General features: G+C 67.9%; 19 protein-coding genes and 1 pseudogene. 11 read left to right on the top strand and 9 right to left on the bottom strand.

What is annotated here, in order from left to right:
- The first annotated feature begins 115 nt into the window (after positions 1-115).
- Positions 116-745 carry a TIGR04222 domain-containing membrane protein gene (locus M4D82_RS00665; protein ID WP_249764120.1) on the top strand — a complete coding sequence of 210 codons (630 nt, stop codon included), beginning with the start codon at positions 116-118 and terminating at the stop codon, positions 743-745.
- 31 nt (positions 746-776) lie between these two features.
- Here M4D82_RS00665 and M4D82_RS00660 read toward each other — a convergent pair whose 3' ends face one another.
- Positions 777-959, bottom strand: coding sequence for a hypothetical protein (locus M4D82_RS00660; RefSeq protein WP_249764119.1), 183 nt, complete (start codon positions 957-959; stop codon positions 777-779).
- Between the two features lie 65 nt (positions 960-1,024).
- On the opposite strand from M4D82_RS00660, the gene M4D82_RS00655 reads away from it, so the two are divergent.
- The 3 genes from M4D82_RS00655 (at position 1,025) to M4D82_RS00645 (ending at position 2,417) form a co-directional block, all read left to right on the top strand.
- Entirely contained in the window at positions 1,025-1,597 is a 573-nt protein-coding gene (locus M4D82_RS00655; protein ID WP_249764118.1) for a hypothetical protein, read from the top strand.
- On the top strand, positions 1,594-2,013 hold the full coding sequence (locus tag M4D82_RS00650) for a hypothetical protein (RefSeq protein ID WP_249764117.1): 420 nt from the start codon (positions 1,594-1,596) through the stop codon (positions 2,011-2,013). Before M4D82_RS00655 ends, M4D82_RS00650 begins: the two co-directional genes overlap by 4 nt.
- A 155-nt stretch (positions 2,014-2,168) precedes the next feature.
- On the top strand, positions 2,169-2,417 hold the full coding sequence (locus M4D82_RS00645; protein ID WP_249764116.1) for a hypothetical protein: 249 nt from the start codon (positions 2,169-2,171) through the stop codon (positions 2,415-2,417).
- 66 nt (positions 2,418-2,483) lie between these two features.
- Here M4D82_RS00645 and M4D82_RS00640 read toward each other — a convergent pair whose 3' ends face one another.
- From M4D82_RS00640 to tap, 3 genes and pseudogenes are all read right to left on the bottom strand, one after another.
- Positions 2,484-3,065, bottom strand: coding sequence for a hypothetical protein (locus tag M4D82_RS00640; protein ID WP_249764115.1), 582 nt, complete (start codon positions 3,063-3,065; stop codon positions 2,484-2,486).
- A gap of 222 nt (positions 3,066-3,287) precedes the next feature.
- Positions 3,288-3,842 (bottom strand): telomere-protecting terminal protein Tpg, encoded by a 555-nt coding sequence (gene tpg, locus M4D82_RS00635; RefSeq protein WP_249764114.1) that lies wholly within the window; start codon positions 3,840-3,842, stop codon positions 3,288-3,290.
- Between the two features lie 6 nt (positions 3,843-3,848).
- A pseudogene (gene tap, locus M4D82_RS00630) lies at positions 3,849-5,134 on the bottom strand (telomere-associated protein Tap); the annotation flags it as partial.
- 231 nt (positions 5,135-5,365) lie between these two features.
- Here tap and M4D82_RS00625 point away from each other — a divergent pair.
- From M4D82_RS00625 to leuE, 3 genes are all read left to right on the top strand, one after another.
- A complete protein-coding gene (locus tag M4D82_RS00625) occupies positions 5,366-5,698 on the top strand; it encodes a cobalamin-dependent protein (protein WP_249764113.1) in 333 nt (110 codons plus the stop codon).
- Positions 5,695-6,858 (top strand): B12-binding domain-containing radical SAM protein, encoded by a 1,164-nt coding sequence (locus M4D82_RS00620; protein ID WP_249764112.1) that lies wholly within the window; start codon positions 5,695-5,697, stop codon positions 6,856-6,858. Before M4D82_RS00625 ends, M4D82_RS00620 begins: the two co-directional genes overlap by 4 nt.
- Positions 6,859-6,919: 61 nt before the next feature.
- A complete protein-coding gene (leuE, locus tag M4D82_RS00615) occupies positions 6,920-7,576 on the top strand; it encodes a leucine efflux protein LeuE (protein ID WP_249764111.1) in 657 nt (218 codons plus the stop codon).
- A gap of 58 nt (positions 7,577-7,634) precedes the next feature.
- On the opposite strand, the gene M4D82_RS00610 is transcribed toward leuE, so the two are convergent.
- Together M4D82_RS00610 and M4D82_RS00605 are read right to left on the bottom strand one after the other, a co-directional pair.
- Positions 7,635-7,871 carry a recombinase gene (locus M4D82_RS00610; RefSeq protein ID WP_249764110.1) on the bottom strand — a complete coding sequence of 79 codons (237 nt, stop codon included), beginning with the start codon at positions 7,869-7,871 and terminating at the stop codon, positions 7,635-7,637.
- Between the two features lie 74 nt (positions 7,872-7,945).
- Positions 7,946-8,287, bottom strand: a complete 342-nt coding sequence (locus M4D82_RS00605; RefSeq protein ID WP_249764109.1) for a DUF5713 family protein — start codon at positions 8,285-8,287, stop codon at positions 7,946-7,948.
- A gap of 128 nt (positions 8,288-8,415) precedes the next feature.
- Here M4D82_RS00605 and M4D82_RS00600 point away from each other — a divergent pair, with 128 nt between their 5' ends.
- The 4 genes from M4D82_RS00600 to M4D82_RS00585 all read left to right on the top strand — a co-directional run bounded on the left by M4D82_RS00600 (position 8,416) and on the right by M4D82_RS00585 (position 12,016).
- Positions 8,416-9,003: a hypothetical protein gene (locus M4D82_RS00600; RefSeq protein ID WP_249764108.1), complete on the top strand. Its 588-nt coding sequence runs from the start codon at positions 8,416-8,418 to the stop codon at positions 9,001-9,003.
- 345 nt (positions 9,004-9,348) lie between these two features.
- A complete protein-coding gene (locus tag M4D82_RS00595; protein ID WP_249764107.1) occupies positions 9,349-10,008 on the top strand; it encodes a histidine phosphatase family protein in 660 nt (219 codons plus the stop codon).
- A 13-nt stretch (positions 10,009-10,021) separates the two neighbouring features.
- Complete coding sequence (locus tag M4D82_RS00590; RefSeq protein ID WP_249764106.1) at positions 10,022-11,089, top strand: hypothetical protein; 1,068 nt, start codon at positions 10,022-10,024, stop codon at positions 11,087-11,089.
- Positions 11,090-11,710: 621 nt separating this feature from the next.
- On the top strand, positions 11,711-12,016 hold the full coding sequence (locus tag M4D82_RS00585; protein WP_249764105.1) for an HIT family protein: 306 nt from the start codon (positions 11,711-11,713) through the stop codon (positions 12,014-12,016).
- Positions 12,017-12,312: 296 nt separating this feature from the next.
- Here the strand turns inward: M4D82_RS00585 and M4D82_RS00580 are convergent, their stop codons facing one another.
- The 3 genes from M4D82_RS00580 to M4D82_RS00570 all read right to left on the bottom strand — a co-directional run bounded on the left by M4D82_RS00580 (position 12,313) and on the right by M4D82_RS00570 (position 17,218).
- Positions 12,313-12,810, bottom strand: a complete 498-nt coding sequence (locus tag M4D82_RS00580) for a hypothetical protein (protein ID WP_249764104.1) — start codon at positions 12,808-12,810, stop codon at positions 12,313-12,315.
- A complete protein-coding gene (locus tag M4D82_RS00575) occupies positions 12,811-16,227 on the bottom strand; it encodes a CHAT domain-containing protein (protein ID WP_249764103.1) in 3,417 nt (1,138 codons plus the stop codon).
- Between the two features lie 154 nt (positions 16,228-16,381).
- Positions 16,382-17,218, bottom strand: coding sequence for a hypothetical protein (locus M4D82_RS00570; protein ID WP_249764102.1), 837 nt, complete (start codon positions 17,216-17,218; stop codon positions 16,382-16,384).
- Between the last annotated feature and the right edge of the window lie 420 nt (positions 17,219-17,638).

The raw sequence follows: 17,638 nt of genomic DNA, 5'->3' as shown, positions 1-17,638 counted from the left end.
ATGTACGCGCTCACTCCTTGTGAAAGCCTCGTTGGGGTTGGGGTTGGGGTTGGGGGCTGTGTCGGCGGGTGACACTGCTAGCAGATGAGGTGGCCTGAGACGGGGGGGGTCTGGAATGCGGTGGCTGTTCCGGTGGTTGGCGCGGGGTTCGGGCGGGGGGATCGGGCCTCTGGATGTGTACGAGGTTGCGTTCCTGGCGGGCGGGGCCGAGCGCGTGGCGGACAGTGTGATCATCGAGCTGAACAGACGCGGGTTGCTGGTGGTGCACGAGCGGTGGGTGCGTGCTGTGGGCGGGGAGCGACCTCCCGGGCATGCGGTCGAGCGTGCTGTGGTCGCCTTCTGTCGGCGTGGCAAGAGCATCGAGGCCGTGCGCGCTGCCATGCGGGGCTTCCCGGAGGTAGAGGAGATCATCGGTGGCCGGCTGGCAGCACGGGGCATGGTGGCGGGCGCGGGTCGCCGGGTGACCCGCCGGGGCAGGCGACAACTACAGGTGGCCGGGCGCGACGCGAGCGTGCCGGCGTACGTTTTCAGCGGGATCACCATCGCCCCGGACGGACCGGCGCAACCCCGGGCGCGCCAGGGGTCGCCGGGTGGATCCCGTGGTGGCCGGAGTCGGAGGCGCACGGGCGGTGGGTTTGACGGCGGCTCCGGTTCCGACTGGGGCACGGGCACACACTTCGGCGGACATTCCAGTGGCGGTGGCGGTGGCGGTGGCGGTGGCGGTGGCGGTGGCGGTGGCGAGTAGGGCCTCGCGGGCCAGCTGTTGCGCCTTCCGGCTAGCCGTTCATCATCGTTTCGTTGGCCTTCTCCATGTCGATGAACTTGTTGGCGAGGTTCTTCCGCTCGTCCGTGGCGCTCATCGCAAGGTCTGTGAGCTGCGTGGCCTTCATGCCCCTGCCGCTGGAGCCGAGGGGGTTCTCCTCGAACGACTTGGCCAGTTGTTGCTGCTTCCGCCGCACTCTGGCCTGGCATATCGCCCGTCGCCCGGGGCGGGCTGGTGGCTCTGGCCGTTCAGTACGGTCACATGCGCACGCTGATCAGCCAGGGCTACGGAGCCCGCTCGCGCAACGGCATCCACGATCTTCTGGACTTCGAGACCGCCCGCACGGTTGCGGAGCACCTCAGTAACACCCACGAGGCCCTCGCAGAAGGCAAAGGTGTCTCTGGGCCCGCAGCACGCCGCCTTATCCAAGCCGCCGCACAGGAACACCACCGCTTCAGCGGCATGATCACTTCTACTCGGCAGGCTCGCAACCTGCTGGCCGATCCCGCCCTCAATGTCTTCGAGAACAAGGAGTCCTACCTGTTCTGCAATTACGACCAGGCCAAGGCACTCTGCCATCCCGGTCGAGGCGGCAAGAACGAGGCTCTGAGCCTTGACCGCTGCCACAACAAGTGCGCGAACATCGCCCGCACCGACGGACAGGCTCGCCAGATGAAGGACGCCGCCGACAGCCTCCGCGAGCAGGCCGAAGCCTCACTCGTTCCTGAACCGCTGGCCGACCGGCTCCGGCGCAAAGCCGAGGCTTTGACCGCGCTCGCAGAAAGGCACCATGCCAACCGCATCACCGCCGACCAGGACCAGCTGATGCCATGAGCAGGAACAACACCAACGAGCGGGACAAGATCCGGGCCGCGATGAACCGACTCTTGGCCGGCGCTCCGTTGAAGTCCGACGGAGCCCTGGCCGTGGTCGCGCTCGCCGTCGAGGCGAACGTCAAACGGCACGTTCTCACGCACCGGCACACCGACCTCAAAAACGAGTTCTACGCGAAAGTGCGCGCCCAGGGGCACGTTCCTGACAGTGAGAAGAAGCTCCGAGAGGAACTGAAGCGGACCCAGGAACGGCTCGCCGAAGTGCTGGAAGACAACAAGCGACTCAAGGCCGACACCGAGACGCTGGCACGAATCGTGAACGTCCTCGAAGTCGAGAACGAACAGCTCCGCGGCGAGCAGAACCGCACCCGCTCCTCCGTGGTTCCGCTGCCGACTGGTCGTAGATCCTCAGACTGAATAGGCAGGCCAAGGAACAGCAAGCGGAGCTACAGACAGTAAGCGATCGCCCCATCCTTGGCTGAGCTCCGAGGCACAACACTGAGCACAAGCAACACACTCGGACTTGACAGAGAACCGCAATGCCGCCCCGACACCGCCCTGGGAATCTTCGAATGAGCACCTGCAGCCACGCAGACATAGGCCCCGGCCTCCACGTGACCGTCCACCCGCTGGACGCTCAGGGCCGCCGCCGCGTCCACGCCGACGGCCGGCCCCTCGGCCGCGCCATGGGCCCCGGCGACCTCCTGGAGTTCCTGCGCCGGGCCGGACTCGACCCCGACGACGTCGACCTGGACGACGGGCTGCTGATCGAGTGGCGCGGGGGCGGATCCGCGGCCTGGAGCCCGGACCCCGACGAGTAGGGAACGCGTGCGGGCCGCCACCCGGCGACGGCGTCGCCTGAGGCCCCTTCGACGCTTGGTCCGCGTCTATAACTTGGGACGACCTCCGGCATAAAGGGTGGCCAGCAGCGGTATCAGCCCTCTCACTCCCCGGTCATGTTCGGCCCTGAGGACCGCTCCAAATTGCGAGTAGCTGGTGACTGCCCACTTCTCGTTGTGCAGACCGCCCGGATAGAGCTGTTCCATGGACTTCCCGTAGCCGTCGAGAACTATGAATCTCACCGGGAGACTCGGGTCAGTCTCATACATCCATCGAGGCCAGTAATCACTGGTCGCGGCTTCGTAGACCTGGTCAGTCTGCCAGCGAGCATCGGGGTTCTTCTTGTAGCCCGGGGCGTGAGAGGGGGAGGTGAAGCGCTTGTGCTCGACCACAACAAGTTCGCGACGATCTCGCTGTTGGGCTTCGACCACGAGATCGACGCCGCTGGACGGCCAGTAGGCTGACAGGGGCAGGGCATCGTGAGCCCGTGACGATGGATTGAGGTCGGCGAGCAGAGCGCGGTACACAGACGGGGCGGACTCCGGATTCAGCAAGCCGGCCAGGATGAGGCCGGTGAAGGGATCCTCAGTCAGGGCGTACGGATGTTCATTGATCTTGTTTTTCTGCATCCATGTCCGATGTGCCGCATGGTCGTCTAGCAGCCTCTGCCTCTGGTCCGCCGTGGGCGCAGATGGAGCCATGCACCGAATGTTGCCGTTGCTTCCCTCTTGGGGGGAAGGGTTTGGCCTTCCCCCAAGGACGTCTCGGCTGCGCAATCCGCCACACTGCTAACTCGCCAGCTCAGGCGGTCAATCACAATCGTCGACTCGGCCCCACTCGTTGCCCGGGGCCTACAGGTCGAACTCGATGTGGTCGATGTCGGTGAACTCCACCAGGAGGCCGCCGGCTCGGCGGCCGCGGTCCTTGAAGTAGATCTCCTGCAGGCCCTCAGCGGCGATGTCGCGCAGCTGCTGCTCGGTCGCCCCCGCGTCCTGGGCGTCGAAGAGACGGCCGGCGAACTCGGGCGGGAGCGCCACGGTGAGGTGGCGGAGTCGTCCGTCGTCGGTGGTGCCGGGGGCGGCGGTGTAGCCGAAGCGGGCCCGTGTGTCGACGACGATCCCGCCGGTGGTGGCCGCCGTCTTCTTGGCCTTGGCGCGGATCTGCGGCTGCCACCGCTTTTTGACCTCTCGCTCTATGCGGTCGGCCAGCTCGGGGCGCGGCTTCTTGATCTGGTCCTTGATGTACCGTTCGACGGTGCGCTGGGTGATGCCGAGCGCGGCCGCAGCGGCCTTGGTGGACTTGTACTGCTTGACCAGGTAGCGCATCTGGGCGCCCGCCGACTTCGGGATCGGGCGGGTGAACGCCTTCGCCACTGCCTGGTTGAGGCCGTCCCCGAGCTGTGCCATCGCGGTCTACTCCCTGCCGTCGGTGTGGGTGATGGTGCCGTCCTTGATGTACCGGGCGAGGTTGAGGTCGCCGTGCTCGCGGACGCCTTCGCCCCAGAGGACGGTCTGGGTGCCTTCGTGCTTGACCAGGCCCGGGTTCACGCCGAGCTTCCACCCGCCGGGCAGCGGCTTGCCCTCGCGGTAGGGCAGGAAGTCCAGCGGCGAGGTGCCGTCGACGGCGTAGACGGCGCAGTCGGAGAGGATCGCGACCGGGTACTGGCCGGTGAAGGCGGCGTGCTTGAGGATCTTGCGGTGCATGTTGATGCGGGTCCGGGAGATGACCGCGGCGCGGATGTCGGGGCGCCAGGTCGGCCGGGAAAGGGCCCGCCATGGCTGTCCCGGCTTCCAGCCCTCACCGCGGGGCCGTTCGCGGAGCTTGCCGATGCCGCCCTTGACCGTGGCCTTGATCGCCGAGACGACGATCGCCATCTCCGGGTCACGGTCGCGGTAGCCGTCCATCGCCGTGAGGAACTCCTCGGGCGGCAGGTCGGCCGACGCCGAGGTCGCCCATCGTCGCCAGGTAGGCGTCGCGCAGACGGCCGTACCAGGCGTCCAGGTAGCGGCCGTTCTCGTACCGGACGTACGCCTCGAGCGGGGCGACGTCGTAGCCGAGCTCCACCGCGTACGCGACGGTCGGCGTCGCGTACCAGGCCGGCCCCTCGGGGCGGTTGCCCTTCGGAGTGAACGGGCTGGGCATGAGGTCCCTGTCGAGCTGCACCCAGTCCTTGCCGGACTTCACCCGGGAGAGGTCGACGTGTGAGAGGTCGACGAGCCAGGAGCCGGGCAGCTTCGCGTCGAACACCGGTGCCTTGACGTGGGTGGGGGCTCCGAGGCCGACTACCAGGCCGTTGGCGCTGGCGGCGAAGGCCATGTTCACGTCGATGCCGACCAGGTTGCTGCGCAGGCACTCCTCGTCGGTCATCGGACGCGCCCAGTCGTACGCCTCTTCCATCAGCATCTCGGCCGGGGTGCGCTGGTGGAAGCGCGGCAGGTCGGCGAGCAGCGGGTGGCCGTCGGGGGCCTCGCACGGCGCGCAGTCGACCGGGTCCGAGCCCAGCCCGCCGGGGTTGCGCTCGGAGTGCCGGCGGCCCTCGGCGTCGGGTTCGGACGCGCGGGTCGCCGGGTGGAAGGCGGTCATCAGCTCCAGGCCGGTCACGGCCGTGGAGCCGCGCGGCGTGATCACCCGGGCCGCGTACGTGCCCAGCAGCCGGGCCAGTTCCTGGCGGCAGCTGCGCGGCGTCGCTCCAGTGGCGACCAACCAGGTAGACGACCAGCGGGTCCGGGCGGACCGCCCCGGGGCCTCACTCCAGTGTCTTGATCGTCTTCATATGGCCGAATGGAATCGGGTAGTCCGGTTTCAGTCGCCGCTCTGGCTGATTGATGCCTGGTACATACATATTCCGCGTGCAACTGTTCATGATCCGTCTGTACGGGCGGGCCTCTGCCGGCCCGTCCACTTCGCTCTCCCTGCGCCAGGTGATGGAATGACGTTGAAGGTACTGCTCGCGAATGCCCCCAACCTCACCGCAAACAGGAACGCATCGAACTACGCCTGCTACCCGCACATAGGGATCATCCAGCTCGCCACGGCGACGCGAGAAGCGTTGGGTGACCGAGTCGACATCCGGGTCGTCGACGGCGGCATCAGCAACACCGAGACCGTGCAGCAGGCCGTTCGGGCCTTCGCGCCCGATGTCGTCGGGGTCAGCGCGCTGACCCCGACCTACTCCGAGGCCCTGAAGATCGCCGATACCGCCAAGGCGTGCGGGGCAAAGGTCGTTCTCGCGACGACCACGCAATCTTTTTTCCCGAGATGATCCTTCGTAACAGGCCCCAGATCGACTATGTGATAGCCAACGACGGGGGCGAGATTCCGTTCGTGGAACTGGTCCGCGCTCTGCTCGACGGCAGCAGCATGTCCGAGGTGTCCTCGCTCGCCTACCGGAACGACGGCCGGGTTCACCTCAATCCGGCACCGAAGTACGCGCTCTCGCTGCGCAACACGATTCCGGATTTATCCTTCATCGACGACGTGCTCGACGTCTATGCCGACAATTACCGCACGCAGTTCGGCCACCTCCACGGTCACCAGGTGCGGCCGGTGACGGTGAACAACGCACGCGGCTGCGAGAACGGCTACAAGCGCTGCACCTACTGCTCCATCGCGGACCTGACCGTCAACACGGGTGATCCCCGCGGATTCTGGAAAGCGATCGACCAGTACAACCGCGAGCATGGAATCAATCTGTTCTTTGAGGTCTACGACAGCTTCACCGCCAGTCCCCGCTACGTGGACGCCCTCATCGACGCCACGCCGCCGCACCTGAAGCGCCGTATCGACGACGGCGAGCTGCAGATCATGGTCTATGCGCGCGCCCTCGGGCTGACCAAGCGCAACAACGTCGACAAGCTCCGGCGGCTCGGCGTCACGCGTGCCAACATCGGGCTGGACGCCGCCGACCCCGAAATGCTCGAGGCACAGCGGAAGAACAAGACAACCGGCGAAACCAATCTCGAAGCCATCCGCATGCTGAACAAGGCGGGCATCTCGGTTCATGCCTCGTACATCGCCGGCGCTCCGGGAGAGCGGCCGGAGACGCTGGACCGCACCATCGCCGGGATCCGGCAGATGCTGGGCGAGGTGGAGCTCTCCTCGGTTGAGTTCTCGCGGTTTATTCCGTTGCCGAACAGTCCGGCATGGGATCTGCTGGTCGACTACGAGCGGCCGAACTTCTTCAAAAGCAGCGCCGAGATCGACAGCTACCTGGCTGCTCTAGGAATCACCGTGACGCGGGAGGACCGGGAGGAGATGTTCGCCAGGTTCGGTGATCAGGACTTGCTCGACATCGACGAACTGGGCGCTTTTTGGGCGGACAACTTCACCCACATCAGTGAGAAGTATGCCCTGGAGCGCATCGGCGAGGTGGATGAGATGGTGAGCGCGCACAACGTGCGCACGGGAAACAACGTCGGATAGCCGTGCCGCATGGGGCTCGGCCGCCCGCCGGACCCCGGCGGGCGAAGAGAAGGGTGCCGGAATGCTGGGAGTGGAGAATCTGCTGACCTATGCCCTGGGCGCGCTGCTGATCATTCTGTTGCCGGGGCCGAGTTCTTTGTTCACGCTGTCGGTCGCCGCACGGCTCGGGGTCAGGGCTGGCTATCGCGCCGCGGCTGGGGTGTTCCTGGGCGAGACCCTGCTCATGGTGGCGACGGCTGCTGGGCTCGCTTCGCTGCTGCAGACCAACGAGCTGCTGTTCGCCATCGTGAAGTACGTCGGCGCCGGCTACCTGAGCTGGATCGCGGTGGGCATGATCCGGGCGGCGTGGGCGATGTGGCGACGCCGCAACGAGAAGACCGCAGAGGATGCCGCGGCCACCCCGGACCCCTCGGCGGGCGGAAGGTTGTTCCGGCGCTCGTTGGTGATCACCGTCCTGAACCCGAAGGCGATCTTGTTCTTCATCTCGTTCTTCGTGCAGTTCGTCGATCCCCAGTACGCGTACCCGGGGCTGTCGTTCGCGCTGCTCGCACTCGTCTACCAAGTCATCAGCATCGCGTACGTCACCGCGTTGATTCTCGGCGGTACGTACCTCGCCACGCAGTTCCGCCGCCGCCGGAAGCTGTCAGCGGGCCTCACGACGGGGGCGGGAGCGCTGTTCCTCGGTTTCGCGGCGAAGCTGGCAACAACGAGCAACTGAGCGTTGCGCCGACGTCCCTCACGCCCTGGCCGCTTTGCTCTGGCCTCCGCGGTGCTGATCACGACCCTTTGACCTGCTTTCCCTGAGGAGGAACCGTAGGAAGCCCCAGCGACACAGGCCCGTGACGCTCGAAGCGTGCGACCTGCTGTCGCTTGCTCCGCAGGAAGCTGAGGGTGAGGTCGATGCCATCGATCTCACCCCGCCAGTCCTCCGCGAAGGCCCGTTCACGACGTGCGAGGAGGTCCTCCTCCAGCTCGTCCAGGCGGGGCAGCATCTTTGGGTTGGGCGTCAGCATCGGACAGCAGATGCAGGCTTCTCTGAACCAAGCAACTCCCGCAGGTCGGAGGAGGGTGGCCTTCCCGTCCTCATTCACCAGTCCCGGCCGGCGGTCAGCTCCTCCGCATCTGCGTCCGTGAACCCGTATGCCGACGCGACGAGACAAAACTCGTCACAGATCCACTCACGCGCAACTGTCTCGATCCCGCTCCCTGCCGCCATGAACTCCCTGTCCAGCAGGTTGAACTCCTCGGTCGCAGCCTGGGTGAGCGCATACAAGGTCTCCAGATCCGACGGCTGCTTGGCCTCAATACGCCCGCACAGCTGCAGCAGGATTACCTTCCCTCGGTCGACCACGCGATCAGGGAAGTACGGGTCGTCGTACATCGGCTGCAGGAACGCTCGTCCTGCTACCTGCTGGTTCGTGATGGGCACGGCACTTCCCTATCTCTATCTCAGCGAAGAGCTAATGCGCCGATCATGCACAGCGCCACTGACAACGACGCCACTCATCTATGCCAGATCCGACATGACCAGGACTTTCACGACAGGGGCCTATCGGGTTGTCACGCATCGCGAGCGGCGATCTGGCCGAACGTCGGCATGCGGAGGCTGACTGCGGAGGATCGGCGGGCTGCTTCGGCGTCGAGCTGGTCCAGCTTGCCCTGCGCGCCAGCGAGGCTGACCTGGAGGCCCTCGACTTCGCCCTCGAGGAGACCGACGCCCACCGCGCGCTCGGCGCCGCCGGCCGCGACGTCCTGGACGTCGTCCAGCAGCAGAGCCCCGAGCAGGCCGTCCGTTGGGCCGCGGACTGGGACGCCGACCCCGAGGGCATGCGCCAGCGTGAGTGGAACTGGGCGCAGTGCGGCGGCCGCACCTGCGGCAGCGGACGGTGGGCGCAGGCGGTGGCCCTCACCACGTCGCACGCCCGCCGCGAGTCGGCCGCGCAGACTTGGATCGAGCACCTCGCGCGCCGCGCCGTCGACCAGGCCCTCGCCGACACCGACGTCAGCATGTACGCGTACAGCTACGCCTACGGCCGCGCCACCGGCTACGCGGTCGCCGCCCAGCACCAGGCCCGTTTCGACGCGTACGTCCTGGACGCGCTGCGCGGCGTGGGCCTCGACTCCCCCGCCGCCGTCTCTGCCTGACGGGCTCTCCGTGCCGCCCCGGCCCCGCCGCCCGGCACGGGTCGTACATCTGCTGGTTCGACGCCGACACCACCGACGTGGAGGTGTTCACCAAGACCGGCGACTGGGTCGGCACCGCACCCGAGCCGAACGACCTGGACGAGTTGCTCGAAGCCTTCGAGCACCGCCAGGCCGCGGGCAGCGAGTAGCGGAGCCGCCGTGCCCATCCGTCCCGAGCTTGCACCACTACCCGCGCGACTGGAACGAGATCAGCGCGTGGATTCGGTCAATGAGGTCAGGCGCCGTGCCCGCATCCTGCGTGGGCACGACGCTGTCCAGCACGGCACCTTCACAGAGAGGATGACGATGCTCTGCCTTGTTCGCCATGCCGAGTCCGTCGAGAACGCCACCAAGTACACCGGCTTTTACGAGAACCCCCGTCCGTGGGCCGGGCCGGCCGCGCATGCCCTGTCTCGGGACGTTGTCGGCCTGACGCCCCGTGGCTTCCTCCAGTGCCTGTGGCTGCGGCAGACGGTGCGGGACCTGACCGGACCCGCACCGGCGGTCCGTACCTCGCAGTACCGCCGCGCTCTCGACACCGCCGCGCTTGCTCTGCCGGGCCTGCCCTATGAGGTGACCGCCCTCCTCAACGAGCAGCACTACGGCGCGGCCACCTACATGACCAGACAAGAGCTGTATGCCACCTACCCCGAGGGGACGGAAGACCGGCAGACCCGCAAGCACCTGTGGACGCCTCCCGGCGACGGTGGGGAGTCCCTCGCGAGCGGTGTCCTGCGGCGGGCCACGGCGTTCGTCGACGGCCTCGCAACCGCGTCCGCGGCGGATGTCGTGGCGTTCACGCACCACACCGCGATCCTCGCGCTGCGAGCGGTCCTGGAGTGCCGGCCGGTGACGGAACTGGTCGACGAGGCCCGTGTGCGTAAGACACCCAACGCCGCTGTCCTGGTCTACGAACAGGTCGACGGCCAGTTCCACGCCCGCAGTGCTGCCCAACCCGACTGCTGAGGAGGCTGCGGCCATGAATGTCCTGTACATCAACGGGCCCGTACAGAACGGCCCCTTCACCATCGCTGAACGGCCGGGTAAGGCAGCCGGCATCCGCGCGGCCGAAGCTCTCAACGCCCTCTTGGGCGCCGGGCCGGTCCCGCAACTGTGGAACACCGTCACTCTGGCCGGAGACCTGCGCCACCGTGACGCCCCCGACCGGGACACCGTCGGCCGGCAGGAGCGGGAGGAACGCGCGATCGCCGCCAAGTATGCGCCGGGCGCGGCCCCGGCCGGTGGCGTTCTCACCGACACCACACCCGTCGTGGCCGCCCGCGCGCTGGAGATGACCGAACGCCTCCTGCACGAGCGTGTCCTGGCGGTCGTTCCCACCGAGGTCCGGCTCTGCGCCCGCTGTGGCCACATGACCGGTGCCGTCGCCCACGCCTGCCGGGCGTGCGGGCACCAGCGATCCCTGCCGCACACCCGGCGGTTGCTGGTCTGGGACCGTCCCCCAGACACACCTGTGCTCGCACGTGGTGACTTCCACGCCCACCCGGCCCGGCCACCGGGACATCTGCTGACCATCGCCCACAACGTCCCCGAGCGGCTGATCCTGTCCCGCACCCGCGACCACGGCATCAGCCTCGCGCCGCTCGGGCTCGACGGCCTGGTCCTGGACCCGCGCGAACTCGGCTGCGCGCCGTGGCACGAGTTCGACGGCCACGAGCACCTGTGCCCGGTCTGCCACGGCGACGACTACCCAAGCCCAGTGGTTCGCCGAAGAGCACATGACCGGGCTGGAGGAACTGCTTGCCGACGCCCTCGAGGAGAGCGAGGAGCGCGCCTCACTCCGCTACCGGATCGGGACGTGGCTGAGCTGCTGGCGGCGTGGAGAAGGGCGTGCCCAGATGCCTGCTCGCGCCGATTCACGAGGTCATTGAGTGCGCCGGACACGCCAGAGGTGACGGGAGCATCCAGAGCCTCTGCCAGCTGCCGAAAAGACTCGAAACCGGCCTGGTTCGGACCCTGCCACCGGGGAAGTACCCCAACGCCCTCCGGGCGGGCGGCGGCATGCGGCCGTGCCAACGCGGCTGCATAGTGGACGATCCAGTCACTTGCCGGGCGTCGGTGATCCAGATGCTCCAACACCAAGACCCGCTCGCCGGGATCAGTGGCCAGCAACGCGGGCAATACGGGATGTGCGGCTCGGGCGGCGAGCCGCAGGGCGGCCACCTCGCGGGCGTATCGCTCGTCGGCATCAGGACCGGCGACGATCTGCTTCACCACTGCCGTTGCCTCTGCCAACCCGACGCGCCACACGCACGAGCGAGGGCTGCTGCCCAGTTCGCGAGAGCGCCTACCGGCCACTACCGGCTCGCCACCCCGGTGCACGCCGCCACGTCGACCGTCAACGGCCGACGCCTCGACCGGCCCGACACCGTACCTCAGCCCCTTGCCGCCTGAACCCCTCGCACGCGCCCAGTGGGTGGACGCACCCTTACGGCCACCCACTGGATCCCCAGCACACCCCGTCACCCAAACGAACCGGAGACCCCGCGCAACGACCCACACCTCCACGGCCCGCCGCACCGCCGCAGCCGCCATCCGCGCCATCGGCATCCAGGCCCGCCACGACCACCTGTGCGCCCGCTGCTCCGTCACCTTCCGCTGCTTCGCTGCGCCCGTCACCGACCCGTCGACCGAACCAAGGAGTCCCGACATGACTCACTGCGCCTTCTGTTCCATCGCCGCCGGGACCGCCCCGGCTGCCGTCGTCCGGGAGTGGGACGACGCCATAGCGATCCGCCCCCGCTCCGGCGGGGTTCACCCCGAGCACGTCCTGGTCCTGCCCCACGTCCACGTCCAGGACGCGGGAGAGAACCCCGAGGTGACCGCGAGCGTGATGCGCCGCGCAGCCGAGCTGATGGCCGAACACGAGCACGCGAACCTCATCACGTCCAAGGGCACCCACGGAACGCAGACCCAGTTCCACCTATTCTTGAGGCAGTTCAAATCTGTCTCATGAGGTATCGCTCAGGCTGATGAACAAGGTCCTGGAGACCCTGACCGGGAAGGCTCGCCGGGTTGGGTGGTCAGGCTGCGGACAGTCGCCGACAAGGCACCAGGACCACAACGGTGCGTGTGTTCATGGGGCTGCCGCAAGCTCGGCCACCGGCGGCCCGATCCGGCTCGCGGCGTTCACGGTGAGTTTCCGCATGCATGTCTGCTTCGTATGGCCAGTGGCGCCTTCCACTGTGTTGTCCGCGTGTATCGCGCAGCCCGTCGCGGTCCCGGTAGCCGCAGCTCTCATCAGGCGAGGCGCTACGGTGGCGGCTGGGTGCGTCCGAGGAATCGCGTGAGCGCGGCGATCGGCCCGAGGGGGTCGGCGTAATCGACCGTCTCCTGCTCCTCGAACGAGCCGTCCCTGCGCCGGATGGTGGTGCGCTGGCTGCGTTTGATGCCGCCGGTGCGCAGGAGGTAGAGGCCGTACATGGCGGCGACGCTGATGATCCCGATCTCGATGATGGGGAGCTTGGCCTTGGCGTCGGCTGCGATCTGGAGGATCCGCTCGGCCTGGTCTGGCTCGTCCCATGCGCCCGACAGGACGAGGAGTGCGGCGTTCTCCAGGAGCAGTGGGTCGGCGGCGAGTTGGTCCAGGTCGGCCGCGAAGTCCGGGCCCCATCCCTGGGCGAGTTCGGCGCGCATCTCCTCGGTGGTCGGGTCGTCGAGCCGTTCACTGAGGTAGTAGCGCAGGGTGTGGTGGACGGTGTCGGGGTCCACCTCCCGCTCCGAGAGTGCGGACGTCAGGGTTTGAGTCATCTACCAGTCACCTTCCAGAGCCATCGACCAGGCAATCCACGCAGGGACGCCGGATTGTTCCGCTTCAATACAGGACGCGCGCAGGGCAGCGCCCGGCGGGCTGCCGGACAGCACGAGGGCGCGGCAGCGGTTGAGGACGGGCAGTACCTGCTCGGCGAGGATGTCCCAGCGTGGCGCGACCAGTGTGCGCAGGCCACGGTGGCGGAGCGCGCTGAACAGGCCTACCTGCTGGCCGCCTCGGGTGTGGTTGAGCCCGCTTGAACACGCTGCGGAGAAGATCGTGGAAGGGGACCGGGCGACGGCCGTCGCGGATCGCCAGTCGAACCGGTGAGCGCGGCCGGACCGGGCGGCGGCCAGGGAGTCGCCGGGCGGTCGCCGTTCCTCAGCCGCGAGCAGGAGCGACACCGACGAGCTGCCGGTGTCGACCATGCCGTGGCAGAGCAGTGTGCAGAGGTCGGAGCTTTCGAGGATGCGAACGAGCGCCGCGGCGTCCGCGTACTCCCGGTCCGCCGAGGCGAAGGCGAGCTCGGCCGCGGCCGCCTCGGCCCGGCTCGCGGCCAGAGACGCCGTCAGGGCAGCCTCGACGGCCGGGGCCTCGCCGAAGCGGGGGGCGCACACCGTACCGACAGCCGGGCGCACGACCGGAACGTCCGGCCGCAGCATGAGCGATCCCCAGCTCGGCGCGTAAGAGCACGACCAGGACGGGCCGAGAGCGAGATGCCACGGCAGCCTGTACAGCTGCGGCGACTCGATGACGATGACGTGATCGGTGGCGCCGAGCCGTTCGGAGAGCACGGCATGGAGCATGCTGGTGAACTCCCGCCACCGAGGGACGTCCAGAGGGTCACCGGGACGGCTCGGGGTCCAGTTGGCGATGCGGGTGCCGAGCCGGGCGGCGAGCGGGCTGAGATTGTCCAGCGGCATGACGACCTCCGTGACGGGAGCCCGCCCCGCCTCGATCAGCGTCAGAACCAACGACCGCCGGTCGGGTCCGTGCTCGACTTGTTCGAGGACGGCGGTGCGGGCAAGGCCCATGCGGTCACAGAAGGCGGTGAGTGTCCGGTCGTCGGCGAATCCGCCGGGGGCGAGCATGCGCCGGGCCGGATCTCTCCACAACTCCTCTACGGTCCGCTGTAGTTCGCCCGGTCCCGCGCCGTCCAGCAGAGTTCCCTGGATCTCCCGCAGGTCGCCGGGGTACGCCACCTCGACGCCGGCGGCCTGCTCGAAGTCGGAGAACCTCTCCATCGCCCGGCCGACGAGCCCGTCGGCCTTTCGTACCAGCGCGAGGGCTTTCGCCAGCGCGTCGGCTGAGACGGCGGCGGCCGCTGGCCGCACGAAGCATTCGACCGGCGGATCGACCCGGTACTGTACGGCAGCCAACCGTGCGAGGCCCTCCCAGTCCGGGGTGCCGCCGCGGATCTCCTCGGCCAGGGCCTCGACCCGGCTGGCCTGAAGGTGGACGAAGCAGTCGTCGCCGGCAGCGGCCCGCGTACGGAGGCGCGGCAGGTCATCGAGGGTTCCGGTCTCGGCGGCCCCGCGGCGCAGCTCCTCCAGCCGGGCCATGGCGGCGTAGAGGTCCGCGACCGGGTTGTACGGCATGGCACCGGTCACCGTGAACTGTCCCTGCTTGTTGATGTCGAGCAGGCTGTTCGGCAGCTCCCACAGCTCCTCTTCGGGGTCCCGCTGATCGCGGAGGAGCGCGTACTGGAGCTGTGCTTTGACTACGGGCGTGATGTCCGAGGAAAATTCCAGCGCGTGTGCCAGGGCCTGCCGGAGCAGCGTGACGGCGTCGCCGAACCGGCCGGTGGTGAAGTACGCCGGCGCCAGCTCCACGGCGACGTACGGACGACGGCTCGGTCGCAGGTCCGCCCAGAGCCACTCCAGCAGGACCAGGGCCTGGTCGACCCGGCCGGAGTCGCGGAGCACGACGGCGGTGGCGATCTCGTGTTTGTGCCGGAACGGGTGGAACGCGGTGAGCCAGCGGTTGGGCGTGATCCAGGCGTCCTGGTCCCTGATCTCCGCGAGCGCCTCCTCGGTGCGGCCGGTGAGGTTGAGTGCGAGCGCTTTGACATCGGACAGGTCCGACCGCCGGAAGTCCTCCGGCGGTTCGATGTCCCGCATGCGTTCCAGCATGCGCAGGGCACGTGCTGGGTTCCTGGCGGAGACGAGTGCCTCGCCCAGGAGCACCGTGGTGTTCACTGGGCCGATCTTTCGCTCCAGGCTCCGGCGGACCACGTCGAAGTCCGTGTCGGTGCCTTGGTATGCCAGTCGAGTGGAGATGTGGCCACGGGCCATGCGGATGGCTTTGACGCCGAATTCGTCGATCATTTCCGTCAGGGCCGCGGCGAAGTCGTCCTGGGGGAACTCGATGACGACTTGGTCGGCGAGCCGCGTCGCGAGGTTCGGGTGGCCCGCCCGGCGCGCGGCCTGGTGAATGCGCTCTTCCACCTCGTTCCACCGCCTGTACACCCGGCGCGGCCTCTTGTAGAACGCGGCGAGGCGCTGCCCCTTCTCGATCTCGATGATGCGGCCGAGCTCGAAGGCCGGCACGGTGGGGCGCAGGTGTTCTTCGCTCAACCGGATTCGCTCGGCGATCGACCTGCCGCGCCAGGTCTCCTTCACCCGTAGTTCCAGGCGCAGGTACTCCGTCGCCCAATCGAGGGCTGCCGGGTTCGCCAGGCCGGCCCGGTGGTGGAGGACGGCTTCGACGGCGCGTGCGCAGTAGAACCACTCGCGCTCGCCCTTCGCCCCGGTCCGCGAGATGCGGGCCACCGCTGCGGAGAACTGGCTGAGCGCGTCACTGACGGGTGTTGAGCCGTCCACGTACGTGCGGAGGTCCTCCTCGAAGGTCCTTGGCAGCCCGCGCGCCCGCAACGCCCACGCCTCGCAGAGGTTCTGCCACGTCCGCGCCTGGCAGGCGGCCAGCATGGCGACGCCGTCATCGGGGTCGACAATCATCTGCGGCAGCACCCCGGCCGCGGCGACGCCCAGCGCGGAGTACACCGCCCCGGTCAGCTCCCGCCAGCGCGAGTCGAACTCCTTGTCGTCGGCCTCGGTGACCAACGCGAGCACCGGCTTGATCCGGAGCCGCAGCAGTGCGGCGACCAGGTCCCTGAAGTGGCCGGGCGAGTCAGCGACGTAGCCCTCGCCCTCCCACTCCTCCGCCACCCGCTCGCGAAGCACCGCCCGCACTTCATCAGGCGCCTCCATCTCGGGCGACTGGTGAGAGAAGATCACGCTTCGCTCGGCGGACGCCCAGTAGAACACTTTGGCGGGAATGGTGGTGTGACATCCCGCCGCGCATCGCAGGAAGTCCAGCTCCCCGCGAAATAGTTCGACCGTCCTTGCGACCTCGTGGTCCCGAATCAACAGGAGGGATCCGGTGTCAATTTCCGCCCCACAACGGCTGCATTGCACACATACACGGTACTTACTCACCGTCCGCGGTGGAAGGTCCTCATCCTGTGACCGCCCCGCAGGCCGACCGCGTCGATGACCTCTGCCGGGCCCGCTCGCAAACGCCGGGGCCCAACACAACGAGCAACACGGCAAACCTTCTCAGTCACAAGCACTAGGAGCCGGGCGAGCTGGCGGTCGTCTGGCAGCTCTCTCCCGCCAGGGAGGTCATCGCGTCGTTGAGTCGCGTGTTCCAGGGCTGGCTGGCCATACTCATGGAGTTGACCTTGCTGAGGGGGTCTCCGTCCTTCAGCTCCCGGTCGTACCGCTGCATGTCCTGTTCCATCCGGGCGAGCCAGTCGTCCTGGGCCTTCTTCGCCGCAGTGTGCTGCTCCCTCAGCTCGGCCGGCGCTTTATGCGTGTTGAGCGAGGCGAAGGACTGCCGGGCGCTATCGATGTTCGCCCGTGCGTAGAAGAGAAACCTCTCCTTGTGGATGGCCATGGCCTCCAAGGGGTCGGCCGACCCGGGATTCACCTTGAGGTAGATCGCGTCATTGTGCTTCTCCGAGAGCACCCCGTTCACTTGCCTGCAGGTGCCGACGACCTGTTTGCGGTAATCAGCAACCTCGTCTGGAGCGATCAGGAGATAGCCGGTCGCAAGCAGTGCGACGGCAAGGACGGCGGCTGCCAGCAGCATGACGCGCTTGGGCTGCTTGAAGAAGCTCATCTGCTGCGCAACCGGCGCGAAGCGGTCGCCCTCGTGGTGGTCGGAGAAATAGAAGCCGCCACTCTGCTGGTGAACGCTGGCACCGTGGTCCGCGTGCGACTGCAGATGGGTGCGCGCCCCGCCCTCGCGGGCCGACTGCTCACGAACCAGGTCCTGTAGCGCCGCCCTCAGCTCGGGCGAGGCGGCGATCAGCGGCTCGAGCCGGCCTTGCAGGAGCCCTACGACCGCGCTGCTGCCCGCCGGATGCCCGGCCACCTCCGACGCGGTCCTGTCCAGCGTGTCCACGGCCCGCTCCGCCCCATCGGGGTCATCCCGACGCAAGCGCTGCACCAGGCGGTCCCGCATAGCGCTCCACGCGTCAGTGGTCATGGCCTGGACGAGTGCCTGGGCGGCAGCCAGGGCAAGGCTTGGTTCCACGATTCCCCCCACCGTTGGTTCCTGTGAACTGGCGCTGCGAGTAAGTGCCATCCTCCCGGGACGCATCGCGCCGTGGCTAGGCATCGCGCATCGTCACCCGAAAGGGGTGGTGGGTCGGCAGACAGCCTTTCACCCACCTGTCCCGTACGGGGCGATCTTGCATTTGTCAGCTCTAACCTGCATCGGGCACGGTGCGGTTTGAGGACGTCGTGCCTGTACGCGCGTTCGTGTCGTACCGGGGTCAGCGGATCCTGCCGGGGGCCTTTGGTGGTCATCCACGACGGGCTC

Origin of the sequence: Streptomyces sp. RerS4, from assembly GCF_023515955.1 — a bacterium.
Taxonomy (GTDB): Bacteria; Actinomycetota; Actinomycetes; order Streptomycetales; family Streptomycetaceae; genus Streptomyces.
The sequence above is the reverse complement of the archived record's forward strand: the minus strand, read 5'-3'. Positions and strand labels throughout refer to the sequence as shown.